Origin of the sequence: Pseudescherichia sp. (assembly GCF_031979925.1) — a bacterium.
Lineage (GTDB): Bacteria > Pseudomonadota > Gammaproteobacteria > Enterobacterales > Enterobacteriaceae > Pseudescherichia.
Map to the genome: position 1 here is coordinate 47,127 of NZ_DALZFB010000002.1, position 24,720 is coordinate 71,846.

General features: G+C 59.3%; 25 protein-coding genes. 14 read left to right on the forward strand and 11 right to left on the reverse strand.

Annotation, left to right across the window (positions count from 1 at the left end; translation table 11 throughout):
- Nucleotides 1–41: 41 nt before the first annotated feature.
- The 4 genes from RTM13_RS03615 to cecR are packed head-to-tail and all read right to left on the reverse strand — an operon-like array spanning nt 42 to nt 4,566.
- On the reverse strand, nt 42–1,175 hold the full coding sequence (locus RTM13_RS03615) for an ABC transporter permease (RefSeq protein WP_312210214.1): 1,134 nt from the start codon (nt 1,173–1,175) through the stop codon (nt 42–44).
- Nucleotides 1,165–2,904: an ATP-binding cassette domain-containing protein gene (locus tag RTM13_RS03620; protein ID WP_312210215.1), complete on the reverse strand. Its 1,740-nt coding sequence runs from the start codon at nt 2,902–2,904 to the stop codon at nt 1,165–1,167. Before RTM13_RS03620 ends, RTM13_RS03615 begins: the two co-directional genes overlap by 11 nt.
- Nucleotides 2,894–3,892 carry a secretion protein HlyD gene (gene hlyD / locus RTM13_RS03625; RefSeq protein ID WP_312210217.1) on the reverse strand — a complete coding sequence of 333 codons (999 nt, stop codon included), beginning with the start codon at nt 3,890–3,892 and terminating at the stop codon, nt 2,894–2,896. Before hlyD ends, RTM13_RS03620 begins: the two co-directional genes overlap by 11 nt.
- On the reverse strand, nt 3,889–4,566 hold the full coding sequence (gene cecR / locus RTM13_RS03630) for a transcriptional regulator CecR (protein WP_312210218.1): 678 nt from the start codon (nt 4,564–4,566) through the stop codon (nt 3,889–3,891). Before cecR ends, hlyD begins: the two co-directional genes overlap by 4 nt.
- A 232-nt stretch (nt 4,567–4,798) precedes the next feature.
- Between cecR and rhlE the strand changes: the two genes are divergently transcribed.
- The 3 genes from rhlE to ybiB all read left to right on the forward strand — a co-directional run bounded on the left by rhlE (nt 4,799) and on the right by ybiB (nt 9,398).
- On the forward strand, nt 4,799–6,160 hold the full coding sequence (gene rhlE, locus RTM13_RS03635; RefSeq protein WP_312210220.1) for an ATP-dependent RNA helicase RhlE: 1,362 nt from the start codon (nt 4,799–4,801) through the stop codon (nt 6,158–6,160).
- Between the two features lie 99 nt (nt 6,161–6,259).
- Entirely contained in the window at nt 6,260–8,404 is a 2,145-nt protein-coding gene (gene dinG / locus RTM13_RS03640; protein WP_312210221.1) for an ATP-dependent DNA helicase DinG, read from the forward strand.
- Between the two features lie 28 nt (nt 8,405–8,432).
- Nucleotides 8,433–9,398 (forward strand): DNA-binding protein YbiB, encoded by a 966-nt coding sequence (ybiB, locus tag RTM13_RS03645; RefSeq protein WP_312210222.1) that lies wholly within the window; start codon nt 8,433–8,435, stop codon nt 9,396–9,398.
- A 136-nt stretch (nt 9,399–9,534) separates the two neighbouring features.
- Here the strand turns inward: ybiB and ybiJ are convergent, their stop codons facing one another.
- Nucleotides 9,535–9,795 (reverse strand): DUF1471 family protein YbiJ, encoded by a 261-nt coding sequence (gene ybiJ, locus RTM13_RS03650; RefSeq protein WP_312210223.1) that lies wholly within the window; start codon nt 9,793–9,795, stop codon nt 9,535–9,537.
- Nucleotides 9,796–10,080: 285 nt separating this feature from the next.
- Complete coding sequence (locus RTM13_RS03655) at nt 10,081–10,347, reverse strand: DksA/TraR family C4-type zinc finger protein (RefSeq protein WP_312210224.1); 267 nt, start codon at nt 10,345–10,347, stop codon at nt 10,081–10,083.
- Nucleotides 10,348–10,570: 223 nt separating this feature from the next.
- Between RTM13_RS03655 and RTM13_RS03660 the strand changes: the two genes are divergently transcribed.
- From RTM13_RS03660 to RTM13_RS03670, 3 genes are read left to right on the forward strand one after another with little or no spacing between them, the layout of a single operon-like run.
- On the forward strand, nt 10,571–11,062 hold the full coding sequence (locus tag RTM13_RS03660; RefSeq protein WP_312210225.1) for an Hcp family type VI secretion system effector: 492 nt from the start codon (nt 10,571–10,573) through the stop codon (nt 11,060–11,062).
- A 13-nt stretch (nt 11,063–11,075) separates the two neighbouring features.
- Nucleotides 11,076–11,432, forward strand: a complete 357-nt coding sequence (locus tag RTM13_RS03665) for a tlde1 domain-containing protein (protein WP_312210227.1) — start codon at nt 11,076–11,078, stop codon at nt 11,430–11,432.
- Entirely contained in the window at nt 11,429–11,863 is a 435-nt protein-coding gene (locus RTM13_RS03670; RefSeq protein ID WP_312210229.1) for a hypothetical protein, read from the forward strand. The genes RTM13_RS03665 and RTM13_RS03670 overlap by 4 nt, the downstream gene beginning before the upstream one ends.
- Nucleotides 11,864–11,939: 76 nt before the next feature.
- On the opposite strand, the gene RTM13_RS03675 is transcribed toward RTM13_RS03670, so the two are convergent.
- Nucleotides 11,940–12,848 (reverse strand): LysR substrate-binding domain-containing protein, encoded by a 909-nt coding sequence (locus RTM13_RS03675; RefSeq protein WP_312210231.1) that lies wholly within the window; start codon nt 12,846–12,848, stop codon nt 11,940–11,942.
- Between the two features lie 169 nt (nt 12,849–13,017).
- Between RTM13_RS03675 and RTM13_RS03680 the strand changes: the two genes are divergently transcribed.
- The 7 genes from RTM13_RS03680 to RTM13_RS03710 are packed head-to-tail and all read left to right on the forward strand — an operon-like array spanning nt 13,018 to nt 19,481.
- A complete protein-coding gene (locus RTM13_RS03680; protein ID WP_312210233.1) occupies nt 13,018–13,968 on the forward strand; it encodes a branched-chain amino acid ABC transporter permease in 951 nt (316 codons plus the stop codon).
- A 7-nt stretch (nt 13,969–13,975) separates the two neighbouring features.
- Entirely contained in the window at nt 13,976–15,079 is a 1,104-nt protein-coding gene (locus tag RTM13_RS03685; protein WP_312210235.1) for an ABC transporter permease subunit, read from the forward strand.
- On the forward strand, nt 15,076–15,843 hold the full coding sequence (locus RTM13_RS03690) for an ABC transporter ATP-binding protein (protein ID WP_312210237.1): 768 nt from the start codon (nt 15,076–15,078) through the stop codon (nt 15,841–15,843). Before RTM13_RS03685 ends, RTM13_RS03690 begins: the two co-directional genes overlap by 4 nt.
- Nucleotides 15,836–16,558, forward strand: coding sequence for an ABC transporter ATP-binding protein (locus RTM13_RS03695; RefSeq protein ID WP_312210238.1), 723 nt, complete (start codon nt 15,836–15,838; stop codon nt 16,556–16,558). Before RTM13_RS03690 ends, RTM13_RS03695 begins: the two co-directional genes overlap by 8 nt.
- A 27-nt stretch (nt 16,559–16,585) precedes the next feature.
- Nucleotides 16,586–17,743 carry a branched-chain amino acid ABC transporter substrate-binding protein gene (locus RTM13_RS03700; protein WP_312210240.1) on the forward strand — a complete coding sequence of 386 codons (1,158 nt, stop codon included), beginning with the start codon at nt 16,586–16,588 and terminating at the stop codon, nt 17,741–17,743.
- Between the two features lie 14 nt (nt 17,744–17,757).
- A complete protein-coding gene (locus RTM13_RS03705; protein WP_042392287.1) occupies nt 17,758–18,246 on the forward strand; it encodes an L-2-amino-thiazoline-4-carboxylic acid hydrolase in 489 nt (162 codons plus the stop codon).
- Nucleotides 18,246–19,481 (forward strand): Zn-dependent hydrolase, encoded by a 1,236-nt coding sequence (locus RTM13_RS03710; protein WP_312210241.1) that lies wholly within the window; start codon nt 18,246–18,248, stop codon nt 19,479–19,481. The genes RTM13_RS03705 and RTM13_RS03710 overlap by 1 nt, the downstream gene beginning before the upstream one ends.
- 63 nt (nt 19,482–19,544) lie before the next feature.
- On the opposite strand, the gene mcbA is transcribed toward RTM13_RS03710, so the two are convergent.
- Nucleotides 19,545–19,808 carry a DUF1471 family periplasmic protein McbA gene (mcbA, locus tag RTM13_RS03715; protein WP_312211004.1) on the reverse strand — a complete coding sequence of 88 codons (264 nt, stop codon included), beginning with the start codon at nt 19,806–19,808 and terminating at the stop codon, nt 19,545–19,547.
- 162 nt (nt 19,809–19,970) lie between these two features.
- Here mcbA and rlmF point away from each other — a divergent pair, with 162 nt between their 5' ends.
- Nucleotides 19,971–20,909 carry a 23S rRNA (adenine(1618)-N(6))-methyltransferase RlmF gene (gene rlmF, locus RTM13_RS03720; RefSeq protein ID WP_312210243.1) on the forward strand — a complete coding sequence of 313 codons (939 nt, stop codon included), beginning with the start codon at nt 19,971–19,973 and terminating at the stop codon, nt 20,907–20,909.
- On the opposite strand, the gene ybiO is transcribed toward rlmF, so the two are convergent.
- The 3 genes from ybiO to glnP all read right to left on the reverse strand — a co-directional run bounded on the left by ybiO (nt 20,899) and on the right by glnP (nt 24,649).
- Nucleotides 20,899–23,148 carry a mechanosensitive channel protein gene (gene ybiO / locus RTM13_RS03725; RefSeq protein ID WP_312210245.1) on the reverse strand — a complete coding sequence of 750 codons (2,250 nt, stop codon included), beginning with the start codon at nt 23,146–23,148 and terminating at the stop codon, nt 20,899–20,901. The genes rlmF and ybiO overlap by 11 nt on opposite strands.
- 122 nt (nt 23,149–23,270) lie before the next feature.
- Nucleotides 23,271–23,993, reverse strand: a complete 723-nt coding sequence (gene glnQ, locus RTM13_RS03730; RefSeq protein ID WP_312210247.1) for a glutamine ABC transporter ATP-binding protein GlnQ — start codon at nt 23,991–23,993, stop codon at nt 23,271–23,273.
- Nucleotides 23,990–24,649 carry a glutamine ABC transporter permease GlnP gene (gene glnP / locus RTM13_RS03735; RefSeq protein ID WP_042392296.1) on the reverse strand — a complete coding sequence of 220 codons (660 nt, stop codon included), beginning with the start codon at nt 24,647–24,649 and terminating at the stop codon, nt 23,990–23,992. Before glnP ends, glnQ begins: the two co-directional genes overlap by 4 nt.
- Nucleotides 24,650–24,720 lie beyond the last annotated feature (71 nt).

Consider the following 24,720-nt stretch of genomic DNA (forward strand, 5'->3'; position numbering starts at 1 on the left):
ACGCTTACCGGGCCTACAAGGTAACCACATCGGCATAAGCATCAATCCAGTCGCCGTTTGGTTTTCAGCCACGTTAAGCCGATAAACATCACCGCCGACGCCAGCAAAAACAGCGTATTCACAATCAGCACCACCGGAATATTTCCCGCCAGAAACAGGCTTTGCAGCGTGCTGACAAAATAGCGTGCCGGAATGATCCAGGTCACCGCGCGGATCACCGCGGGCATGCTGTCGATCTGAAAGATAAAGCCCGACAGCATAATCGACGGCAGAAACGCGGCGTTGAGCGCCACTTGGGCGGCGTTAAACTGGTTGCGGGTCACGGTAGAGATAAGCAGCCCCATCCCGAGGGTGCTGAGCAAAAACAGGCTGCTAATAAGAAACAGCAGGATCAGCGAGCCGCGGTAGGGCACGCCGAGAATAAACACCGAGACCAGCATGCAGAGCAGCATCGCCAGCATGCCGAGGAAGTAGTAGGGGATCAGCTTGCAGAGCAGCAGCTCAACGCGGGTCACCTCCGTCGAGAGCAGGGCCTCCATGGTGCCGCGCTCCCACTCACGGGCGATCACCAGCGAGGTGAGGATGGCCCCGATCACCGTCATGATGATGGTCACAGCGCCGGGGATAATAAAGTGCTGGCTGATAGCGGCAGGGTTAAACCAGTAGCGGGTCTGGACATCGATCAGCGGCTCAAACTTTTCGCCCCGATCTTCCGCCCGCTGCATCTGCCACAGCTGCCAGATCCCCTCCGCGTAGCCCTGCACAAAGTTGGCGGTGTTTGGCTCGCTGCCGTCGGTAATGACCTGAATAGGGGCATCGACCCCCGGACGTGCCATATTGGCGGCGAAATCCACCGGGATCACCACCAGGCCGCGAATGCGCCCGGCCTGCATCTTCTGGATAAGCTCCTGACGACTATCGCTGATGGTGGCATCGATATAGGGCGAGCCGGTCATGGCGTGGGCGAAATCCAGCGCCTCTTCGCTGCGCTGCTCCAGCAAAATCCCCACCCGCAGGCGGCTGGAGTCGAGGTTGATCCCGTAGCCGAAGATAAATAGCAGCAGGAGAGGGATCAGCACCGCAATCAGCCAGCTGCTGGGATCGCGCACAATCTGCCGCGTCTCTTTGACGCAGAGGGCGCGCACCCGCCGCCATGACACTGCGCTATGGCTCATCGGCATGCTCCTTATCCCAGTCGTTGATCAGCCGAATAAACGCCTGCTCCATCGTCGGGTCCGCCTGTTCCGCGTCCGCGGCCTGGGCTTTCAGATCGTCCGGCGTACCGTGGGCGATCAGCTTCCCGCGATAGACCAGCCCGATACGGTCGCAATATTCCGCCTCATCCATAAAGTGGGTAGTAACCATCACGGTAACGCCTTTCTCAACCATGCTGTTGATATGCAGCCAGAACTCGCGACGGGTAAGGGGATCGACGCCGGAGGTCGGCTCGTCGAGAAACAGGATATCTGGCTCGTGCATCAGCGAGCAGGCCAGCGCCAGTCGCTGCTTGAAGCCCAGCGGCAGGGCATCGGTGGCGTGCGAGGCGATGCTGGTCAGGCTGAACGCCTCGCTCATGCGAGCAATCTTCTCGTTCTGCGCCCGGCCGCGCAGACCGTAGACCCCGGAGAAAAAGCGCAGGTTCTGCTCCACGGTGAGATTGCCGTAGAGAGAGAATTTCTGCGCCATATAGCCTAAACGCTGGCGCGCCTTGCCGGAGCTGACCTTCAGATCCATGCCCAGCACCAGCGCTTTACCAGAGGTAGGCACCAGCAGGCCGCACATCATTTTAAACGTAGTGGATTTCCCCGCGCCGTTTGGCCCCAGCAGGCCGAAGATCTCCCCGCGCTTGACGGTAAAATCAACGTTGTCCGTCGCCGCAAAGTCGCCGAATTTTTTGGTCAGCGATTTTGCCTCAATCACCGTCTCCTCCGATGAGCCTTCCACGGTATGCAGGATCGCCCCGAGAGGTGACTCCTGGGTTCCCGCCCCGCCGAGCAGATCGATAAACGCATCTTCAAAGCGCGGCGTGGTTTCGACTATCTCAATCTCCGGTATCCCTTCAGCGCTGCGGATATCCTCTGCGCTGGCCCCCTTTTTAAGGATCAGACGCACCGAGCGGCCCTGGATCATCCCGTCGCTCACCTGCGGCAGCCTCAACACGCGCCGCAGCAGCCGACGATTAGACTCCTGGGTGCTGTGCAGCAGAAAGCTGCGCCCAACCATGCTCTGGGTTAACGTTGTAGGCTGACCCTGATACAGCAACTCCCCCTCGTTGAGCAGCAGCACGTCGCGGCACTGCTCGGCTTCATCAAGATAGGAGGTGCTCCAGAGGATCAGCATCCCTTCGCCCGCCAGCTCGTGCACCATCTGCCACAGCTCACGACGGGAGATCGGATCCACGCCGACGCCGGGCTCATCCAGCAGCAGCACTTTCGGTTCGCCCACCAGGGTACAGGCCAGGCCCAGCTTCTGCTTCATCCCGCCGGAGAGCTTGCCCGCCAGCCGATCGGTAAAGGGACCCAGGGCGGTAAATTCCAGCAGCCGGGCAAATGTTTTCTGCCGTGTTTCACCCACGACGCTGCGCAGATCGGCATACAGGTTCAGGTTCTCCATCACCGTGAGATCCTCGTACAGGCCGAACTTCTGCGGCATATAGCCCAGCGAGGCATGCAGGGCGCGGTCGTCGTGAATGGGATCGAGACCCAGCACGCGAGCAGCGCCCGCGTCGGGCTTCAGCAGCCCGGCAAGCATGCGCATCAGCGTGGTTTTACCCGCCCCGTCGGGGCCGACCAGCCCGGTCACATATCCGCTCTGGATGGTGCAGCTCAGCGGCGCGACGGCGGGCTTCTCCATGCCGGCAAAGCGCTTTACCAGGCCATCAAGCCTGATCGCGTTATCGCGCATTGTCCTGTCCATCGTTAAACTGGACGGTGACCGGCATTCCCTGGCGCAGGGCGTCGTCGGCGTCAGTCACAATGATGCGCAGGCGGTAGACCAGATCGGTACGCAGATCCGGCGTTTCGACGGTTTTTGGCGTGAATTCGGCGGTGGGCGAGACGAAGCCTATTTTGCCGTGATACGGCCTGTCCGGGCGGCCGTCGGTATAGAGCAGCAGTTCGCTGCCGGGTTTCGCCTGGCCCAGGTTAGGTTCATCAATATAGGCGCGCACCCATACCGGGCGGGTGAGCGACAGGGTCATCACGGTGCTGCCCGCGCTGAGCATGCTGCCCGGCTCGACGGCGCGGGTCATCAGCGTGCCGTCGGCGGGGGCCACCAGGGTGGTATCATGCAGATCCAGTTGGGCCTGCGCCAGCTGGGCCTGAGCCTGTTCGAGGCTGGCCTTCGCCTGGGCGATATCCTGCGGGCGGTTGCCGGTGCGGTATTGGCTCAGCTTATCCTCGGCGGATTTTAGCGTCGCCCGAGCCTGATCCCGGGACGAGCGGGCATTCTCCAGATCGTTGGCGGAAATGGTGCGGCTTTTCCACAGTCCCTGCTGACGGGCGTAGAAGTTTTGCGCGTAGTCATACGCCGCTTTGGCCTGCCGTACCGCCGCCTCGGTCTGGGCGATCTCCTCGTCGCGATAGCCCGCCTGCATCAAGTCGTACTGCGCCTGGGCAACGGCGACGCTGGCGTTGGCCTGCATCAGCGCGTTTTCATAGGGTGCTTTGTCCAGCGTCCCTAATATTTGCCCGGCTTTTATCGCGTCCCCTTCATCAACGGCAAGAGATACCAGGCGACCACCCACGCGAAAGCTCATATTAACCGTACGAATATCGACGTTGCCGTAGAGGGTCAGAGCGCGATCCTGCTGGCTTTGATACCACAGCCAGCCGCCGACGGCGGCAGCGAGCACAACAACCACCGCCAGCAGGGCGACGACGGGTTTTTTCATGGCTTCAGGCTCCTTTGCGTTAGTCCATGCAGGATCAGATCAAGATGACAGGCGATAACTTCATTAATCTGCGCGACGCTGTGCTCATCAAACTGTGTCCAGCCGGTGCGCAGCAAAATGGTCTCCCGGCCCAAACGGAAGGCGAGCACTTCGCCCAGCAGGGCATGGGTATGCAAAATAGTTTCTGTATCAGCGGGATCGCGTCCGGTATAGGCGGCAATAAGCTCGGTCAGGTGGGTGTGCATGGGTGCGATGACGCGATCGTGAACCCGCTGATAGGCCGCGGTGGGGGAGAGCTGTTCCCGGGAGATAAATTTGCTCAGGCTCAGCGTATCGTCCTGGGTCAGGAGCTGGATCATATTGCCGCAGGCGGTAAGGATCAGCTGGCGAATCGCGTCCCGATCCGGCACGGGCGCACTAAGCAGCGCGGCGGCGGCCTCTACCATCGGCTGAAACTCACTGCCAATAAAGTCGGCGATCCAGTCAGCGCAGGCGAGATAGAGATCCTCCTTTGAGCCGAAGTAGTAGGGGATTGCGGCAATATTCTGCCCGGCCTGCGCGGCAATATCGCGGGTGGTGGCATGCAAGCCGTATTCACCAAACTGAGCCAGTGCGGCGGCAATCAGCTGACGCTTCGCGTTTTCACCTTTCGTTGTGGTCGGGATCGTATTCATAGCGTCGCAAAAAATTAATCAATCGATTGATTAATACTATGCTGGTTTTTTGAGCATGTCTACGCAGCCGGAGAATTATTTTGTTAATGCATGGACGCGGGATATTTTATGCGCCGCATCACAAAAGCTGTTACACTCCGCCCCTTCATGACATTGTGGTTTTTGTCATCTGTTTCGTTACCTATCTCCCTGAAAACTACACCTGCAACGGTCGGGGCGGTTCGGAGTTGTTATGTCTTTTGAAGCACTGGGTTTACACCCTGAGATCCTGCGCGCCGTTGCCGAGCAGGGCTACCGCGAACCTACCCCTATTCAGCAGCAGGCGATCCCCGCCGTACTGCAGGGGCGCGACCTGATGGCCAGCGCCCAGACCGGTACCGGTAAAACCGCGGGCTTTACCCTGCCGCTGTTGCAGCGCCTGATTACCAGCGAACCCCATGCGAAGGGGCGTCGCCCGGTACGTGCGCTGATCCTCACCCCGACCCGCGAGCTGGCGGCTCAGGTAGGCGAGAACGTGCGGGAGTACAGCCAGTACCTTAACGTGCGCTCGCTGGTGGTTTTCGGCGGCGTGAGCATTAACCCACAGATGATGAAGCTGCGCGGCGGCGTTGACGTGTTGGTGGCTACTCCAGGCCGTCTGCTGGATCTGGAGCACCAGAACGCCGTGAAGCTGGACGGCATTGAGATCCTGGTGCTGGACGAAGCTGACCGCATGCTGGACATGGGCTTTATCCATGACATTCGCCGCGTGCTGGCTAAGCTGCCGGCTAAGCGTCAGAACCTGCTCTTCTCCGCCACCTTCTCGGATGAGATCAAAACCCTGGCGGAGAAGCTGCTGCACAACCCGCTGGAGATCGAAGTGGCGCGCCGCAACACCGCCTCCGAGCAGGTGACCCAGCATGTTCACTTTGTTGATAAAAAACGCAAGCGCGAGCTGCTGTCGCAGATGATTGGCGAAGGCAACTGGCAGCAGGTGCTGGTCTTTACCCGCACCAAGCACGGCGCAAACCACCTGGCCGAGCAGCTGAATAAAGACGGCATCCGCAGCGCCGCCATCCATGGTAACAAGAGCCAGGGGGCACGTACCCGGGCGCTGGCCGATTTTAAATCTGGCGACATCCGCGTGCTGGTAGCAACCGACATTGCTGCCCGAGGCCTGGATATTGAAGAGCTGCCGCACGTGGTTAACTACGAGCTGCCGAACGTGCCGGAAGACTATGTGCACCGCATTGGTCGTACCGGCCGAGCAGCGGCCACCGGCGAGGCGCTGTCGCTGGTCTGCGTCGACGAGCACAAGCTACTGCGGGACATTGAGCGCCTGCTGAAAAAAGAGATCCCGCGCATTGCGCTGGCGGGCTACGAGCCGGACCCGTCGATCAAAGCCGAGCCGATCCAGAACGGTCGCCAGCAGCGTGGCGGCGGCGGTGGACGCGGGCAGGGCGGTGGCCGTGGTCAGCAGCAGCCGCGCCGTAGCGAAGGTCGCAGCGAAGGCGGCGCGCCGAAATCAAGTCAGCCGCGCCGCAGCGGCGATGCGAAACCCGCCGGGGAGCAGGCGCGTCATCGCCGTCCGCGTAAGCCAGCGGCATCGCAGTAATAATCCTGAAGCCCGGCCGCAAAGCCGGGCTTTTCTTTTGCGGCCTGCCAACGATCGTGAGACAATAGTGGCTGTTTATACAGTATTTCAGGTCTCCCGATGGCTCTTTCCGCCGCGCTGAAAGCGCAGATTGCCGCCTGGTATAAGGCGCTACAGCAACAGATCCCCGACTTTGTCCCGCGCGCACCGCAGCGGCAGATGATCGCTGACGTCGCCAAAACCCTGGCCGGGGAAGAGGGACGGCATCTGGCCATTGAGGCACCCACCGGCGTTGGTAAAACCCTCTCCTATCTCATTCCCGGCATCGCCATCGCGCGCGAAGAGCAGAAGACGCTGGTGATCAGCACCGCCAACGTGGCGTTGCAGGATCAGATCTTCAGCAAGGATCTCCCGCTGCTGAAGAAGATCATCCCCGACCTGCGCTTTACCGCTGCCTTTGGCCGCGGACGCTACGTCTGCCCGCGAAACTTAACCGCGCTGGCCAGCAGCGAGGCGACTCAGCAGGATCTGTTGGCCTTTCTCGACGACGAGCTGACACCCAACAGCAAAGAGGAGCAGCAGCGCTGCGCCAAACTCAAGGCCGATCTCGACAGCTACCGCTGGGACGGCCTGCGCGATCACACCGATCAGAACATTGAAGATGGCCTCTGGCGGCGGCTCAGCACCGACAAGGCCAGCTGCCTGAACCGCAACTGTCACTACTACCGCGAGTGCCCGTTTTTTGTCGCCCGCCGGGAGGTGCAGGAGGTCGAGGTGGTGGTGGCAAACCACGCCTTAGTCATGGCGGCAATGGAGTCCGAGGCGGTGCTGCCGGAGCCGAAAAACCTGCTGCTGGTGCTCGACGAGGGCCACCATCTGCCGGACGTCGCCCGCGACGCGCTGGAGATGAGCGCCGAGATCACCGCCCCCTGGTATCGGCTCCAGCTCGATCTCTTCACTAAGCTGGTGGCGACCTGCATGGAGCAGTTTCGCCCGAAGACCACGCCGCCGCTGGCGCTGCCGGAGCGGCTCAACGCCCACTGTGAAGAGCTGTATGAGCTTATCGCCTCGCTGAACGCTATCCTCGGGCTTTACATGCCCGCAGGTACGGAAGCGGAGCATCGCTTTGCCATGGGCGAGTTGCCTGACGAGGTGATGGAGATCTGCCTGCGGCTGGCGAAGCTGACCGAGATGCTGCGCGGGCTGGCGGAGCTGTTCTTAAACGATCTTAGTGAAAAGACCGGCCAGCACGATATTGTCCGCCTGCACCGGGTTATTTTGCAGATGAACCGCGCCCTGGGCATGTTTGAGAGCCAGAGTAAGCTGTGGCGGCTGGCCTCGATGGCTCAGGCATCGGGCGCGCCGGTGACCAAGTGGGCCACCCGGGAGCTGGTTGAGGGGCAGATGCACCTCTTCTTCCACTGCGTCGGCATCCGTGTCAGCGACCAGCTTGAGAAGCTGCTGTGGCGCAGCGTGCCGCATATCGTCGTTACCTCGGCCACCTTACGCTCCCTCAACAGCTTCTCCCGGTTACAGGAGATGAGCGGCCTGAAGGAGAAAGCCGGGGATCGTTTTGTGACGCTCGACTCGCCCTTTAACCACATTGAGCAGGGCCAGCTGGTAATCCCGCAGATGCGCTACGAGCCGCTGATGGAGCACGAAGAGAAGCATATCGCCGAGATGGCGGCCTACTTCCGCGAGCAGGTCGAGAAAAAAGCGCACCCCGGCATGCTGGTGCTGTTTGCCAGCAACCGCGCAATGCAGCTGTTCCTGACCTACGTGACCGATCTGCGCCTGATGCTGCTGGTGCAGGGGGATCAACCTCGTTACCGGCTGGTGGAGCTGCACCGCAAACGCATCGACGAGGGGGGGTGCAGCGTGCTGGTGGGGTTGCAGTCCTTTGCCGAGGGGTTGGATCTCAAAGGGGACTATCTGACCCAGGTACATATCCATAAAATTGCCTTTCCGCCCATCGACAGCCCGGTGGTGATCACCGAGGGCGAGTGGCTGAAGAGCCTTAACCGCTACCCCTTTGAAGTCCAGAGCCTGCCGAGCGCCTCCTTCAACCTTATCCAGCAGGTGGGGCGGCTGATCCGTAGCCACAGCTGCCGGGGCGAAGTGGTGATCTACGACCGACGGCTGCTCTCCAAAGGCTATGGGAAACGGCTGCTCGATGCGCTGCCTGTTTTTCCTATTTCCCAACCGGACGTGCCTGACGTTATAGTAAAAAGTAAACCAAAACAGAATCGTCGTCGGCGACGCTGATCCTCACCTATGACGCAAGGAGTTAGCTATGGATTTCCGCAAAATCATTAAAGAGGTTGGGCGCGGTAAAAATCATGCCCGCGATCTGGATTTTGATACCGCACGGGCGCTGTACACCCACATGCTCAACGGCGAGGTGGACGATCTGGAGATGGGCGGGATCCTGATCGCCCTGCGTATCAAAGGCGAAGGCGAAGCGGAGATGCTGGGCTTCTACGAGGCGATGCAGGCCCAGACCATGCGGCTGACCCCGCCGGTGGCGAAGCCGATGCCTATCGTTATTCCCACCTATAACGGTGCGCGCAGGCAGGCGAACCTAACTCCGCTGCTGGCGATGCTGCTCCAGCGGCTGGGTTTTCCGGTACTGGTGCACGGCGTGAGCGAAGATCGCGATCGTGTCATCTCGGAAACCATTTTTACCCTGCTGGGCATTGAGCCGACACTGACCGCCGGTCAGGCGCAGGCGAAGCTGGAGGGGCGCAATCCGGTATACGTACCCGTTAGCGCGCTCTGTCCGCCGCTGGAGAAGCAGCTGGATATGCGCTGGCGCATGGGGGTGCGTAACAGCGCCCACACCCTGGCCAAACTGGCGACTCCTTTTGCGGAAGATGCCGCCCTGCGTCTCTCCAGCGTCTCTCACCCCGAGTACGTCACCCGGGTGGCGAAGTTCTTCGGCGATATCGGCGGACGTGGGCTGCTGATGCACGGCACGGAAGGGGAGGTGTATGCCAACCCTCAACGCTGTCCACAGCTAACGTTGATTGATGCGCAGGGCGCGCGCGTCCTGAGCGAGCGACAGGACGAAACGGCAGAGCAGGCTGCGTTGCCAACCAGCAAAGATCCGGAGGTGACCGCTCGCTGGATTGAGCGCTGCCTGGTGGGAAGCGAGCCGGTGCCAGAGTCCCTGAAGCGGCAGATCGCCTGCTGTTTCGTCGGCACGGGTGAAGTAGAGACTGTGGAAGAGGGCCTGGCGCGCGTGGCGCAGCATTTTTGATAAATAGCGGGCAAAAAAAAGCCCGTCCAGAACCGGACGGGCAACAAGGGTAACAACAAACAGGGTCAATGCAGTAATAATGAGGGGTAATACAACCCGCCGATGATGAGCCGACGGGGCAGACACGGTAAGGCGATTACTGATAGATAACCGCAGTACCGCTCATTTTGTTGTAGGCGTTGGCAGAGGTGATGCTATAGCCTTTCGCGCCTGCGGCAGCGGCTTTCTGAGCCAGCTGTGCTTCCAGACCATCCAGCGTGGTCGCGCCCTGCGCTGAAACAACACCAATCTTATGCATGCTCTGAGCCTGTTCAGCGGTAATTGCCTGGGCTGCGAACGCGCCAAAGGAGAGGGTGGTCAATGCAAGAGCAGCAACAGCATATTTGATGGTTTTCATGGTTCAATTCTCGCAATTTGTTCTGTATGGGAGACGATGTTCCGTCGATGTGATGAGTATCACGTTTTTTCGCGAGAGATTAAATCGAATAGAATTGACGACCTTCATCTAAAATTTTGAACGATCGTTAATATATTGAAAATGAATGATTTTTAACGAGAATTATTCATCACTCAGATGGTTAACGTTGTGCCGCCATGTTAGCGGCACGAAATGCCACTTCAGCAACGCTTTTTTGTGATCCAAATTGCAACCGCTTGCGCTGCCTGAGCTGCCGTTATTTAGCTAACGAAGCTGGCTGTCTTTCGAACCTCTACGGTTATATCCTGAAAACGAGTCATTTTTCAAATCTTTCTTCTGCTGGCAATCCACGCACAGCCGTACGCCCGGAATCGCCTTGCGGCGCGCTTCGGGAATGGTTGCACCACACTCTTCGCACTCGTGCAGGCTCTCGCCCTTCGGCAGTTCACGGCGCGCGCGGGCTACCGCATCGTCAATGGTGCTGTCGATCTGATCCTGTACCGCACCGTCGTTTGCCCAACCTGAAGCCATAGCGCTCTCCTTAGTGAGGAATATGACTTAAGTTTAGCAAATGCCTCATAGGTAATTACCCGAATGGGCAGATGTATTATTTAGGACAGCGTAGCTGAACAATTTTTAGCCTGTGTGAAATTGACGCTTATTTGACTTAGGCGTAGCTTAAATTTGCAGTGAACGCAGCGGGTTAGCCAGCAGATTTAAGTTGGCGACCTCTTTTTTAAAAGGAGTTTACGCTATGGCTATACCAGCTTATTTATGGCTTAAAGACGACGGCGATGCGGTTATACGCGGCTCTGCCGACGTTGCAGGCCGCGAAGGTACTATTGAAATCCTTGGTCTGAATCACGGCGTCTCTCTACCCACAGACGGTGCAACAGGTAAACCTACTTCTACTTGCGAACACTTTCCCTACAGCTTTGACAAAGAGATTGATGCCTCTAGCCCTTATCTTTACAAGGCCGTGACTTCCGGGCAGAAACTTAGATCTGCTGAAGTAAAATTTTACCGCATCAATGATGCTGGCTGGGAGGAAGAATATTTCAGCCTCCTGATGGAGGGCGTTACGGTCGTCAGCATAGGGCCGCTTATGTATGACGTCAAAACTCAATATGGAGAAAGACGAAACCACATGGAAGTCGTGGAGCTGGTCTACGAAAAAATCACCTGGCGTTACGTGGACGGGAACATCATCCACGCAGACAGCTGGAATGAACGCGTGACGGCATAAGGGACACTTACCTATGGCATGGAAATACGAGCAAAGTACAGGCAGGCTTTATAGTGGCAGCGAGCTGGTTGAGACCGGTTACTCTGGCAATTTGACCAATAAAAATAACCCTGACCGCCAACAGGTCAAAGGGATGGGACCGCTTCCCCGAGGGACGTACCGCATCGCAGGACATTCACACTCAAAAGGCCCAGTGACGATTATTCTGGAGCAGACCTCCGGAGAATCTTTTGGTCGTTCCGCCTTTCGTATACATGGTGAGCGTGTCGGGAAGCCAGCAGGGTACGCGTCGGAAGGTTGCATTATTATGTCTCTGTCCACCCGACGGCGGATTTTGCGTGAGGGCGGGACACTTGAGGTTGTAAGATGAAACGGATCATTCTTCTGAGTCTGTTCCCGTGTCTAGTCTGGGCTGCCGGAAATGACATCAACTGGTCAGCGTCTCTAAAAGGAGTTGAATCGGGAGAACAGGTCTGGCTTGAAAAGGTGCCTGAATTGGCAGCAGCCGCTGATGTTGAGCAGGCCATTGGTCTGGAGAATGCACTAGCCGAAGCGCTATCAAAAAATACGCAAGGCGCTCTGGACACGCTCAGCGCTGTTGATGGCCACGCATGGCCTCATATGATTGGAACCGATGTTGTCTGTAGCGTTCCCGCTGAAAATACCACCCCTGTGGTTGAAGGGTTTTATCAGCGAACCCGGCTGGCCTTACTGAGTACTGATAAAGGCGCTGTTTGTCTCTGGGTTCTTGAAGCCTCTTACGAAGAATGGAAAGCAGAAAGCAGCCGCAAGACTAAATAATAGTGCTCTCGGAAATCCAAAGCCCAGAAGCTCGACTGGGCTTTCCACTAGCGTTCCCTGAATGAAAGTAGGGACGCTATCTCCCGGCTTCCTCACGCAGCCACTGCTGGAGCAGCTTGCCCTCGTGGGTCATCTCCACATCCTGGCGCACGCAAAGATAGTAGTCGCGTCCGTCGTCGATGGGCAGGTCAAAAATCTTCACCAGCTCGCCGGTTTGCAGATAGGGCAGGATCATCGGCTCGCGCATCAGGGCGCAGCCCAGTCCGGCCTGCACGGCGGCCAGCGTCAGCAGCCCATCCTCAAACATCGCCCCATCCCGACGCACGCGTTTCACCTGCTGCTCGCCAAACCACTGCGTCCAGGTGGCGCGCTCTTCATCATGCAGCAGCGGCATCTGCGCCAGCTGCGCCGGGGTCTCAATGTAGCCATGCAGGCGGATAAACTCCCGGCTGCATACCGGGATCATGCGCCCGGAGATCAGCTTCTCGCTGCGGTAGCCCACCCACTGGCCATTGCCAAAGCGGATCGACATATCCGAGGCGTCGCTCAGGTAGTTGCGGTGGTTGGCGTAAACCACGTTGATCTCCATCTGGGCATGGGCCTGGATGAAGCGCGGCAGACGGGGAATAAACCAGCCCATACCAAAGAGCGGGATCAGGCTGATGGTCACCTGACGCGAGCGACCCTGCTCGAACAGCTGGCCGGTGGCCTGGCGCAGCACGCTAAAGGCTGCGCGTATCGAGCGATAGTACTCGCGCCCCTCGCTGCTCAGCACCAGATGGCGTCCCTGACGATGGGTGAGCGGCAGCTGTAAAAAGTTCTCCAGCACCTTGAGCTGGTGACTCACCGCCGAAGGAGAGACGCTCAGCTCTTCGGCAGCGGCGGCCACACTGCCCAGCCGGGCGATAGCTTCAAACACCCGCACTGCGCGCAGAGGCGGATCGTCCGGCAGCCCGCTTTCGCTTAACTCTTCTGTTTTTTTCATATGTTGAGGCAAACCCTGTCTGATTCCCAAAAATCGTTTTTATTTTATAATTTAATATCAGTAAGTTAGTGAAATACGCTTTTATAATAAGAAAGAATATATCTGTATTTCAAAATTAAATTCAATTGTTGGATGCTTACGCTGAAAAAATTCTCAGCAGGCACGTATTGTGGACACACTTATTCAGCAATTAATCAATGGCATGATGCTGGGCAGCATTTATGGCCTGATTGCCCTCGGCTATACCATGGTGTATGGCATTTTGCGCATCATTAACTTTGCCCACGGCGACATCTTAATGGTCGGCGCGCTCACGACCCTTTCAGGGATCAATTTTCTCTCCCAGTGGTTCCCTGGCATGAACCTGCTGTTGCAGCTGACCCTTGCCCTGATGGCGGCGATGGTCGTCTGCGCTCTGCTGGCGATGGCGGTAGAGCGCTTTGCCTACCGCCGACTGCGTAACGCGCCCCGGCTGGCACCGCTGATCAGCGGGATCGGCATCTCGGTGCTGCTGCAAACCGTTGCCATGCTGATCTGGAGTCGTAACCCGCTGATGTTTCCCCAGATCCTGCCGATGGATCCCATTGAGATCACTGCGGGCAGCGTTGAGCATCCGCCCGCGATTATCACCGTGACCGGTATGGTTACCCTGGCCGTCACCTTCCTGGTGATGCTCGGCCTGTGGCTGCTGGTGGAGTACAGCCGTCTGGGGCGCGGAATGCGTGCGGTGGCGGAAAACCCGCAGGTTGCCAGCCTGATGGGCGTCTCGCCGAACCGGATTATTACCCTGACCTTCGCTATCGGCGGCGCATTTGCCGCCCTGGCGGGGGTGATGATGGCCAGCAACTACGGCAGCGCCAGCTTCTCCATGGGCTTCCTGCCGGGCATCAAAGCCTTTACCGCGGCGGTACTCGGCGGCATCGGCAACATTCGTGGTGCCATGCTGGGCGGCATTCTGCTTGGGCTGATCGAGGCGCTGGGGGCAGGCTACCTGGGCGATCTTACCGGCGGCGCGTTCAGTAGTAACTACCAGGATATTCTGGCCTTTATCGTGCTGATCCTGGTGCTGGTTTTCCGTCCTGCTGGCCTGCTGGGCGAGCGTGTTGCACAGCGTGCCTGAGGATCCTATGACTATCTTAACTTCCGAACGCAGCGCCGCACCGCGTCTTAACCTCGGTATTATCCTGCTGGTGGTCGGGCTGCTGCTCGCTCCGTGGCTGGCCTCTGCCGCAGGCGGCAACTACTGGGTGCGGGTGATCGACTTTACACTGCTCTATATTATGCTGGCTCTGGGACTTAATATTGTGGTCGGCTTTACCGGCCTGCTGGATATGGGCTTTATCGCCTTCTATGCCGTGGGAGCCTATCTGGCTGCGCTGCTCGCCTCGCCGCATCTGCTCGACGCCTTCCCGGTATTGCAGGGCTACTTTAGCGACGGGCTGCATGTTTCCTACGGGGTGCTGATCCCACTGGCGGCCTTTATTGCCGGGATCTGCGGTATCCTGCTGGGCGCGCCGACCCTGCGCCTGCGCGGTGACTATCTGGCGATTGTGACCCTTGGATTCGGGGAGATTATTCGCATCCTGATGCGCAACCTCGATCGTCCGGTCAATATCACTAACGGCGCGAAGGGGATCTCGGGCATCGACTCCTTGAGCCTGTTCGGCCTCGAGTTTCGTGGTGTCTACCACCTGCTGGGGGTAAAAATTCCCGCGCTCTACCTCTGGTACTACCTTTTTGCCGCGCTGATTGTAGCGATCGTCTTTATCTGCATCCGCCTGCAACGCTCCCGGGTGGGCCGGGCCTGGCATGCCATCCGCGAGGATGAGGACGTGGCGCGGGCAATGGGCATCAACGTGCGTAACTTTAAGCTGCTGGCTTTCGCGATGGGTGCCTCCTTTGGCGGCGTCGCCGGGGTGATGTTTGCCTCGTTCCAGGGCTTCGTCTCCCCGGAATCCTTTACGTTGCAGGAGTCCATCGTCGTGCTGGCGATGGTGGTGCTGGGCGGCATCGGCCACGTGCCGGGGGTGATCCTCGGCGCGGTGATGCTCTCGGCGCTGCCGGAGCTACTCCGTAGCCAGGCCGTGCCGGTGCAGGAAGCGCTCTTCGGTACCGTGCTGGTGGATCCTGAGATCCTGCGTCAGCTCTTCTACGGTCTGGCGCTGGTGCTGGTGATGATCTTCCGTCCGGGCGGCGTCTGGCCTGCTAAACATGCGGGGGCAAAAGCATGAGCCTGTTAACGATCCGTAATCTGAGCAAACGCTTTGGCGGCCTGGTGGCGGTCAACGACGTCAGCCTGTCGGTAAAGGCGGGCGAGATCTATGGCCTGATTGGCCCCAACGGCGCGGGGAAAACCACCTGCTTCAACCTGATCACCGGTCTCTATACCGCCGACAGCGGCGAGTTTAGCCTGGCCGACAAACCTTACTCGCCACGCGCCATTGAGAAAGTGACCCAGGCAGGCATCGCCCGTACCTTCCAGAACCTGCGCCTGTTTAACGATATGAGCGTGCTGGAGAACGTGATGATCGGTCGCCACGTCCGCACCCGCAACGGTCTGTGGGCCGCCATTTCTCGTCATAAGCGGGCGAGAGAGGAGGAGGCGGAGACCGAGCGCCAGGCCTGGTACTGGCTGGAGTACACCGGCATCGCGCAGTTTGCCCACTATCGCGCCTGCGATCTCGCCTACGGCCACCAGCGCCGCCTCGAGATTGCCCGCGCCCTGGCAACCGATCCTAAGCTGCTGGCCCTCGACGAGCCGGCGGCAGGCATGAACGCCGCGGAGAAGGTGGCCCTCGGCGAGCTGCTGCGCCGCATTCGTGACGATGGCAAAACCATTTTGATTATTGAGCATGACGTGAAGCTGATTATGAGCCTCTGCGACCGCATCAGCGTGCTGGACTACGGCAAGGTGATTGCTGAAGGGGAACCGGAGGAGGTACGTAGCCATCCGGACGTGATCCGCGCCTATCTTGGAGGAAACGCCCATGTCTGAACCTATTTTGCAGGTGCGTAACCTCTCCGTGCACTACGGCGGCATCCAGGCCGTGCGCGGGATCGAATTCAGCCTTAACGAAGGTGAGCAGGGCACGCTGCTGGGGGCCAACGGCGCGGGTAAAAGCTCTACCGTACGGGCCATCGCCGGGCTGCAACCCTACGGCGGGGAGATCCTCTGGCAGGGCAAATCGATTCACCGTCGCGCCCCGCAGGATCTTCTTCGCGACGGCGTTGTTCTCGTGCCGGAGGGGCGGGGCATATTCACCCGCATGACGGTAGAAGAGAACCTGCTGATGGGAGCCTGGCGGCGTAAAGGGCGGCAGGCGGTGAAGCAGGAGATGGCCCAGCTCTACGAGCGTTTTCCGCGCCTCGGTGAACGTAAAGATCAGCTGGCCGGACTGCTCTCCGGCGGTGAACAGCAGCTGCTGGCTCTGGGCCGGGCGCTGCTCAGCCAGCCGCGTCTGCTGATCCTCGACGAGCCGTCGATGGGGCTGGCCCCGATCATGGTCGAGACCATTTTCAAAGAGATTGCTGCCCTGCGCGATGCCGGTGTCACGCTGCTGCTGATTGAGCAGAACGCCCGGCTGGCGCTGGAGGTCACCCATCGCGCGTGGGTAATGGACAGCGGATCTATTGCCCATCATGGCGAATCTGCCGCGCTGCTGGCCGACAACCGCATTCAGGAAATCTATTTAGGCGAAATCGCCGTTTAAAACACCACCAACATCAGGGAAACAACAATGAAAACTAAACCACGCAAAGCGCTAAGCGCCATGATTGTGCTTGCTGCTCTTGGCGGATCGGCGGTAAATCAGGCCCAGGCCGATGAGACCGTGATTATCGGTCTGGCTGGCCCGCTGACCGGCCCGTCGGCGCGTATCGGTAAGGATCTGGAAAACGGCGCCCAGCTCGCCATCGACGACGTGAATAAAACCCACCCGACGATTGGCGGCAAAGCGGTGACCTTTAAGCTGCAATCCGAGGACGATCAGTCTGACCCGCGTACCGCCGTGGCCGTGGCCCAGCGCCTGGTAGACAGCGAAGTGGCAGGCGTGGTGGGCCACTGGAACACCGGGACCAGTATTCCGGCGGCGCGTATCTATCATGATGCGGGCATCGCCCAGGTTGCCCCGGTCGCCACCGGCCACGCCTACACCCAGCAGGGTTTTGACACCAGCTTCCGCGTGATGGGCCACGACGATGACGGCGGCGACTATGCGGCAAAATATGCGGTGCAGACCCTGAAAGCAAAACGTATCGCGGTAATCGACGACCGGACCGCGTTCGGTCAGGGGCTGGCCGATGAGTTCATCAAGTCGCTGGAGGCGCAGGGCATCAAGCCGGTTGATCGCCAGTATGTTGATGAGAAGACCGTAGACTTCAACGCCGTGCTGACCGCCATCCGCAGCAAAAATGCCGATCTGGTCTTCTTCGGCGGCGTGGATAGTCAGGCAGCACCGCTGGCGCGTCGTCTCAAGCAGCTGGGCATGAAGGCCACGCTGATGGGCGCGGGCGGCTTCGTTAGCCAGACCTTCCTGAGCCTGGCGCAGAAAGAGGGCGAGGGCGTGGTTGCGCTGGAGCCGGGTCTGCCGGTAGACAAAATGCAGGGCGGTAAAGCCTTCGAGCAGGCCTATCAGTCTAAATACCACACCCATATCGAACTCCACGCGCCGTTTGCCTATGACGCTACCCGCGTGCTGATCGCCGCGATGCAGAAAGCCGACTCCGTTGATGCCGGTGACTATCTGCCTGCGCTGCGCGCCATCAACTACGCTGGCGTAACCGGCAATATCGCCTTTGATGAGCAGGGCAACCTGAAGAATCCATCCTTTACCGTCTACAAAGTGGTGAACGGTAAGTGGGAACCCCAGACCGTGCTGGGCGGTAGCGCGAAGTAATTTGTGAGGCAATGATGAGCTGTGAGCAAAAACAAGAGCTGGGCATTCTCGCCCGCCGTAAAATTGAAGCTGAAATAATTAAACCGATCTATGACATCCTGGTGCGCGAGGTCGGTAAAGCCCGCGCCCAGGCGGTGATTGGCGAAGCCATCGAGCAGGCGGCTATCCAGGCCGGGCAGAACTTTGCCGCCGCCGAACCGAAAAAAGCGGATCTGCGCAGCTTTGTCGATCTGCAATATCTCTGGGAGAAGGATAATGCCCTCGACGTGCGGGTGATCGAAGATGACGGCCAGCGCTACGACTATGACGTGACGCGCTGCCGCTACGCCGAGATGTATCATGAGATGGGCCTCGGCGAGATCGGCCATCTGCTCTCCTGCGCGAGGGACGATAAGTTTATCGTTGGCTATGCGCCGGACGTTGAGCTGACCCGCACCCAGACCATTATGTCCGGCGCGCCGTGCTGCGATTTCCGCTATCGCGTCAAAGACAAGGAGGCGTGATGGCGTCTCCTCTACAGGTGGATAGCGCACGCCTGTGGCAGACCCTCAATGAGTTTGCCACCCTTGGCGCAACGGCGGGGGGCGGGGTGACCCGGCTGGCGCTGAGCGACGAGGATCGGCGCGGGCGAGACCTGCTCGCCGCCTGGGCGCGTGAGGCGGGCTTTAGCTGCGACGTTGACCGGCTGGGGAATATGTTTATTCGCCGGGCGGGCAGTAACCCCGATCTGACTCCGGTACTCACCGGCTCGCACGGTGACTCCCAGCCGCTGGGCGGCAACTACGACGGCATCTATGGCGTGCTCGCCGGACTGGAGGCGCTGCGTACCCTTAACGATCGCGGCATCACCACCGAGCGCGATCTCATTCTGGTGAACTGGACCAACGAAGAGGGGGCGCGTTTCGCTCCGGCGATGCTGGCCTCCGGCGTCTGGACCGGGGTATTCAGCGAAGCCTATGCCCTGGCACGGGAAGATCGCGACGGCATTAGCGTTGGCCAGGCGCTGGCGGCTATCGGCTATCAGGGTGAGCGTCCGGCGGCGGCTATCCCGCTGCACGCCTGCTATGAGCTGCATATCGAGCAGGGACCGCTGCTTGAGGCGGAGGAGACCGATATCGGCGTCGTTCACGCCGCCATGGGCCAGCGCTGGTATGAGATCAACCTGACCGGGTTTGCCGCCCACGCAGGCACCACGCCGATGGATCTGCGCCGCGATGCTCTGTGCGCCTTTGCCGAACTGACCCTGGCGGTTGAAACCATTGGCCGCCGCTTTGCGCCGGACGGGCGGGCCACCGTAGGCAGCGTGCAGGCGACGCCTAACTCGCGCAACGTCGTGCCGTCAGCGGTCTTCTGCCCCGTCGAGTTCCGCCACCCGGAAACCACCGCGCTGGTGGAGATGGAGGCGGCGTTAACCGAGGCGCTGAACGCACTGTCGGCCCGCAGCATTGACGTCGCCTGGGAGCGTATCTTTGACTACGCCCCGGTGAACTTTGATAAGGGCTGCATTACCCGCATCGAGCAGGCGACCCGTGAACTGGGCTACTCCCAGCGCCGGATGGTCTCCGGGGCGGGTCACGACGCCTGCTACGTTAACCGCGTCGCCCCTACCGCAATGATTTTTATCCCCTGCGAAAAGGGCATCAGCCACAACGAGGCGGAAAATATCACCCCGCAGTGGGCAGAGCGTGGGGCAAACGTGCTGCTCAACACCCTGCTGGCGGCGGCTAACGAACGCTGATAGTCGTTAAGCGCAACGCCCCGTAAAAGTCATAGCGGCTTTTCGGGGCGAAGTGAAGATAAATCATTTGTAGATGGTTGCCGTGCCGTACATCTGGTTTTCACCGCCAGCAGAGTTAATCACAAATCCTTTCGCGCCTTGTTCACGGGCTTTTTCAGCCAGCTCATCCTGGAGATCGTCCAGGCTCAGCGCACCCTGTGCGGAGACCGTGCCCGCCGGGCGTAGCGTCCCGGTATCACCTCTCATTAGTTGCTGTGGTGCGGCAAAGGCGCTGACCGTCATGGCGGAAAACGCCAGTGCGGCAGCCATTGCCAGATATTTTTTCATCATGACATCCTCTTATCAGGGAACCGCAGCTTAAGTTTAGGCCCGGCGAAGAGAGGCTTACGGGCAAATATTTCGTCAAGATGACGCGGTTTTTTGCATGAATCGCTGTTTACCGCGCCGCCTTCAGGGGGTATCTTACGCCGCTCATTACAGGAGAATGCCATGAATGCCCAGAAGCCGGGGTTACACCCGCGTAACCGTCACCGCAGCCGCTACGATCTCGACGCGCTCTGCGCCGTAGAGCCGCAACTACGCGGTTTTATCATTGCTACCCCAGCCGGGGAGCCGACGGTCAACTTCGCCGATCCCGATGCCGTCAAGGCGCTGAACAAAGCGCTGCTGGCGCACGTTTATGGCGTGGCGCACTGGGATATTCCTCAAGGCTTTCTCTGCCCGCCGGTGCCGGGCCGGGCGGACTATATCCACCACCTGGCGGATCTGCTGGCCGAAACCAGCGTCGATGATGCGATCCCGCGCCAGGCGAGCGTGCTGGATATCGGCACCGGGGCCAACTGCATCTACCCGCTGATTGGTCATCATGAGTACAGCTGGCGCTTTACCGGCACCGAGGTCAACGACGCGGCCTTTGCCAGCGCTCAGGCGATCGTTACCGGCAATCCTGGCCTGACTCGGGCGATCCGTCTGCGTCGCCAGAAAGATCCGGCCGCCATCCTTAATGGCATGATCCACAAGAACGAGCAGTACGATGCCACGCTGTGCAACCCGCCGTTTCACGACTCGGCGGCGGCGGCCCAGGCGGGTAACGACCGCAAGCGGCGTAACCTGGGCCAGAGCGAGGCGAGCGGTCTTAACTTTGGCGGCCAGCAGCAGGAGCTGTGGTGCGAAGGTGGGGAAGTGGCCTTTATCAGCAAGATGATCGCCGAGAGCCAGGCCTTTGGCCGTCAGGTGCTGTGGTTCACCTCGCTGGTGTCACGCGGCGAGAACCTGCCGCCGCTCTACCGCGCCCTGACCGCCGCTGGCGCGGTGAAGGTGGTGAAAAAAGAGATGGCCCAGGGGCAGAAGCAGAGCCGCTTCATTGCCTGGACCTTCCTGGATGAGGCCCAGCGTCGCCGCTGGGCACAGACGCGGTTTAAAGCGTAGGTTGTGCAGGGGGCAGGGTCTGGCCGCCCCCTGGCTCTGCGGCGCCCGGCTGCGCAGCCGCTGGGTTAGCCAGCATCTGGTAGGTCTGCACTGGCGGGCGCACGTCGGCAAGGTCAAAGTGCTTTTTCACCATGCTGTCGAGAGCAAAGCGCACCGTCCACTGCTTCAGCGGCTGGGTGGTAAAGGTCACCCGCAGCGTGAAGGCGGTGTTGGTCAGTCCAACAATACCTACGAAGCTCGGCTCGCCAATGATCAGCTTACGGATATCCTCCTGCTCCATCAGCTCACCCACCGCCGCCTTCAGCGCGTTATTCGCTTTCTCTGCATCCTCATGACGATCCACGTCGTAGTTCGCCACTATCGAACCAATCCCGCGCACAAAGTTGGCGAAGGTGGTGATCGATGACCACGGAATAATGTGGTACGCGCCGGTATCCTGGCGTACCCCGACGGAGCGGATCGACATTCGCTCTACCGTTCCGGTGAGCGGCCCAATGGTGACGAGGTCCCCGGTGTTCATCCCGTTTTCAAACTGAATAAAGATCCCAGTAATAATATCCTTCACCAGGGTTTGCGCCCCGAAGGAGATGGCCAGACCTAATGCTCCGGCACCGGCCAGCAGCGGGGCGATGTTCACCCCAATCTCCGAGAGTACAATCATTACCGTAATGGTGCTGATAATCACCGCCAGCGCGTTGCGGAACAGCGTCAGCAGGGTACGGGTTCGGGCGCTGGGCAGCGGGCGACCATGGATATCGGACGCCAGCCGGTTCTCGATCAGGCTCGCCAGTACGGTCCAGCCCACCGCCGAGAAGAAGAGGATCAGCGCGATGCGGATCAGAATATCGACCGCCTTCTCCCCCGCGCCATAGTGCAGCCAGTTCCAGAAATCGAACAGGCCCCACGCGCTGAGCAGTAGCATAATGGCAACGATAACGGTGAGAAAACGTGCCACCTTCAGCGCCGTCGACAGCCAGCCGTTTACCCGCTTCTGTAGCTCTGGATAGCTGCGCTGCACCTGTGGTGAGAGGGTGATCCGCTTGGCAATCCAGCGCGACAGCATGCCCGACACAAACGCCGCAATACCGATAATCGCCAGACTGCGTACCGTCGCGCCCATCATAAATTTCAGGCTGTTGCCTGGATCGAAGAGCGAGAAGAAGAATAGCACCACGAAATAGGCGCAGGCCAGCCAGTGCCAGACCAGCGCAAAAGCGCGAATAAAGAGGCTAAAGAAAGCCAGCGAGCGATCGGCAAGGTGGTGGAGGTTCTCATATACCGTGGTTTTATTGTGAAAAATAAGGTAGAGCGCCCAGGTGGTGATACAGAGCATGATCAGCACGTTCGCCAGCGCGCCAAACTGAACGTTAACCTGATTTGAGATGATCGGTACGGCCACCAGCAGGCCATAGCCAATCAGGCTGCTCAGGGCGCTGAGGCGCAGGTGCCAGTATTTCGCCGCCTCGTTTTTAATCGAGAAAGGTCGTAGATCGGGGAAGCGTGGGCAGAAGATGAGTCGCAGGATCGCCTTAAAGAACTCAATGAGCGCAAAGGCGTTGAGGAACAGGCTCTGCTGAAAGGCGATGGTGCGGTTGCCGCCGTTCAGATTGTCGCTTAGCAACTGGCCGACAAAGAGGGTGAGCGACAGCAGCATCAGGTCAATAATAAACGCCCCGACGATCATCGCGGGCAGCTGTAACCAGTTGGTCCTGTCATGATTCTTACGCCGCCCCCACTTGCCCATTTTGCGATAGAGCGGGAAAGCACAGAGGCGCACCAGCCAGTAGAAGACAAAGACCAGCCCGGCGAGCAGCAGGAAGTGACCGGCGGCGTTGATAAAGGTCTGTGGGTTAAAGGTCTTGTGCGGCGAGCCGGTAATGTTGCGGTAGAGCTGGGCAAAGCGCGACGACAGCTCCTCGCCATAGTGCCGGCTGACTTCCTGCACGTTCTCCAGCACCGTCTTCTCTTCGGCGACCTCTTCCGGTGGCGTGATGGTCGGCACCGGCTCCGGCGGCGGGGTAGCGGCGACCTTGCGCAGCTGGCCAATCAGCTCCTCACGGGAGCTGGTATTCTCCAGCACGTCCGCCAGCGCGCCGTAGGCGGCTTTCTTTTGCTCGAGATCCGGCTCGGCGGCCGGTGTCGTTTCGCTGGTGGCAGGGGCGGCGGACGTGATGCCCGGAATGGTCGCCGCGTGTAGCGGCATGATGAACAGGCTAAGCAGCAGCAGTAACCACGGCACGGTCTCTCTCCTGAGAAAATAGTGCAAAAAGATAAGTATAGATGCTGCCAGCGCTGCGTCTGGAAATGGGAAAAATCGGAGGCAAGAAAAAAAACGCTCCCCGGATGGAGAGCGTTGATACATCAGGAGACGTGCTGGAGGAACTCTTGCAGACGTGGGCTGGGCGGGTTCTCGATCAGCGTCTGCGGATTGCCATCTTCAGCAATGCGGCCTTTATCGATAAAGATCAGACGCGAGGCAACCTTCTCGGCAAAGCCGATCTCATGGGTCACGATGACCATCGTCATCCCCTCTTCGGCCAGGTCCTGCATCACCTTCAGTACCTCGTGGCGCAGCTCGGGGTCGAGGGCTGAAGTCGGCTCATCAAACAGCATCATCTTCGGCTTCACCGCCAGCGCACGGGCAATCGCCACGCGCTGCTGCTGGCCGCCGGAGAGCTCAGACGGATAGTGGTTGGCACGCTCGGCCAGTCCTACTTTCGCCAGCAGATCGTTAGCCAGCTTCTGCGCCTCGCTCTTGCTCGCCCCACGCACGCGCAGCGGGCCAAACATCACGTTCTCCAGCGCCGTCAGGTGCGGGAAGAGGTAGAACTGCTGGAACACCATGCCCGCTTCCTGGCGGATCAGGCGCTCATCCACCTTCGGATCGTTCACCTTCAGGCCGTCAACAATCAGATCGCCGCTGGTGATCTCTTCCAGCTTGTTGATGCAGCGCAGCAGCGTCGACTTACCGGAGCCGGACGGGCCAATGATGACTACCACTTCGCCCTGGTTGATGTTCAGGTCGATGTTATGCAGCACCTGGGTTTTACCAAAGTGCTTGGAGACGTTTTTAAATTCAATCACAGGATTTTCATCCTTCTTTCAAGACGACGCAAAATAAAGCTCAGAACCAGGGTAATAATGAGATAGAACACCGCAACGGCGCTCCAGATCTCCAGCGCACGGAAGTTGCCGGCGATGATCTCCTGGCCCTGGCGAGTCAGTTCGGCCACGCCGATAACAATAAACAGCGAGGTGTCTTTAATGCTGATGATCCACTGGTTACCCAGCGGCGGCAGCATACGGCGCAGCGCCAGAGGCAGGATCACCCGGCGAATAGTCTCACGCTTAGAGAGACCCAGTGCCAGACCCGCTTCGCTAAAGCCTTTATGGATCGAGAGCACCGCGCCGCGGGTAATTTCGGCGATATAGGCTCCGGAGTTGATCATAATGGTGACAACGGCGGCGCTGAACGGATCGATGCGCAGATCGTTAAAGGCCATCGGCAGGGCGAAGTAGATAAACATCACCTGAACAACGATAGGCGTGCCGCGAATGATCTCGATAAATACCAGTGCAATGTGGTTTGCTATCCAGCCGCCGAAGCTGCGGGCGAAACCGGCTGCAAGGCCGATAATTAAACCGCCCGCCAGACCGAGGACCGAGATCCACAGGGTCATTTTGACGCCTTCAAACAAAATGGGAATGGCAGGCCAGATGGCACTCCAGTCAAACTGCATGATGAATTCCTGTATACCGTGGTGAAATACTAAAAATGTAGGCCCGGTAAGCGCGAGCGCCACCGGGCGTT

Coding starts and splice junctions, on each gene's coding strand:
- rhlE (WP_312210220.1), top strand. CDS start 4,799: ATGTCTTTTGAAGCACTGGGTTTACACCCTGAGATCCTGCGCGCCGTT.
- mcbA (WP_312211004.1), bottom strand. CDS start 19,808: ATGAAAAAATATCTGGCAATGGCTGCCGCACTGGCGTTTTCCGCCATG.
- RTM13_RS03700 (WP_312210240.1), top strand. CDS start 16,586: ATGAAAACTAAACCACGCAAAGCGCTAAGCGCCATGATTGTGCTTGCT.
- RTM13_RS03615 (WP_312210214.1), bottom strand. CDS start 1,175: ATGAGCCATAGCGCAGTGTCATGGCGGCGGGTGCGCGCCCTCTGCGTC.
- RTM13_RS03675 (WP_312210231.1), bottom strand. CDS start 12,848: ATGAAAAAAACAGAAGAGTTAAGCGAAAGCGGGCTGCCGGACGATCCG.
- glnP (WP_042392296.1), bottom strand. CDS start 24,649: ATGCAGTTTGACTGGAGTGCCATCTGGCCTGCCATTCCCATTTTGTTT.
- RTM13_RS03620 (WP_312210215.1), bottom strand. CDS start 2,904: ATGCGCGATAACGCGATCAGGCTTGATGGCCTGGTAAAGCGCTTTGCC.
- RTM13_RS03705 (WP_042392287.1), top strand. CDS start 17,758: ATGAGCTGTGAGCAAAAACAAGAGCTGGGCATTCTCGCCCGCCGTAAA.
- cecR (WP_312210218.1), bottom strand. CDS start 4,566: ATGAATACGATCCCGACCACAACGAAAGGTGAAAACGCGAAGCGTCAG.
- RTM13_RS03690 (WP_312210237.1), top strand. CDS start 15,076: ATGAGCCTGTTAACGATCCGTAATCTGAGCAAACGCTTTGGCGGCCTG.
- ybiJ (WP_312210223.1), bottom strand. CDS start 9,795: ATGAAAACCATCAAATATGCTGTTGCTGCTCTTGCATTGACCACCCTC.
- RTM13_RS03655 (WP_312210224.1), bottom strand. CDS start 10,347: ATGGCTTCAGGTTGGGCAAACGACGGTGCGGTACAGGATCAGATCGAC.
- RTM13_RS03670 (WP_312210229.1), top strand. CDS start 11,429: ATGAAACGGATCATTCTTCTGAGTCTGTTCCCGTGTCTAGTCTGGGCT.
- RTM13_RS03685 (WP_312210235.1), top strand. CDS start 13,976: ATGACTATCTTAACTTCCGAACGCAGCGCCGCACCGCGTCTTAACCTC.
- RTM13_RS03665 (WP_312210227.1), top strand. CDS start 11,076: ATGGCATGGAAATACGAGCAAAGTACAGGCAGGCTTTATAGTGGCAGC.
- ybiB (WP_312210222.1), top strand. CDS start 8,433: ATGGATTTCCGCAAAATCATTAAAGAGGTTGGGCGCGGTAAAAATCAT.
- dinG (WP_312210221.1), top strand. CDS start 6,260: ATGGCTCTTTCCGCCGCGCTGAAAGCGCAGATTGCCGCCTGGTATAAG.
- RTM13_RS03695 (WP_312210238.1), top strand. CDS start 15,836: ATGTCTGAACCTATTTTGCAGGTGCGTAACCTCTCCGTGCACTACGGC.
- hlyD (WP_312210217.1), bottom strand. CDS start 3,892: ATGAAAAAACCCGTCGTCGCCCTGCTGGCGGTGGTTGTTGTGCTCGCT.
- RTM13_RS03660 (WP_312210225.1), top strand. CDS start 10,571: ATGGCTATACCAGCTTATTTATGGCTTAAAGACGACGGCGATGCGGTT.
- rlmF (WP_312210243.1), top strand. CDS start 19,971: ATGAATGCCCAGAAGCCGGGGTTACACCCGCGTAACCGTCACCGCAGC.
- RTM13_RS03710 (WP_312210241.1), top strand. CDS start 18,246: ATGGCGTCTCCTCTACAGGTGGATAGCGCACGCCTGTGGCAGACCCTC.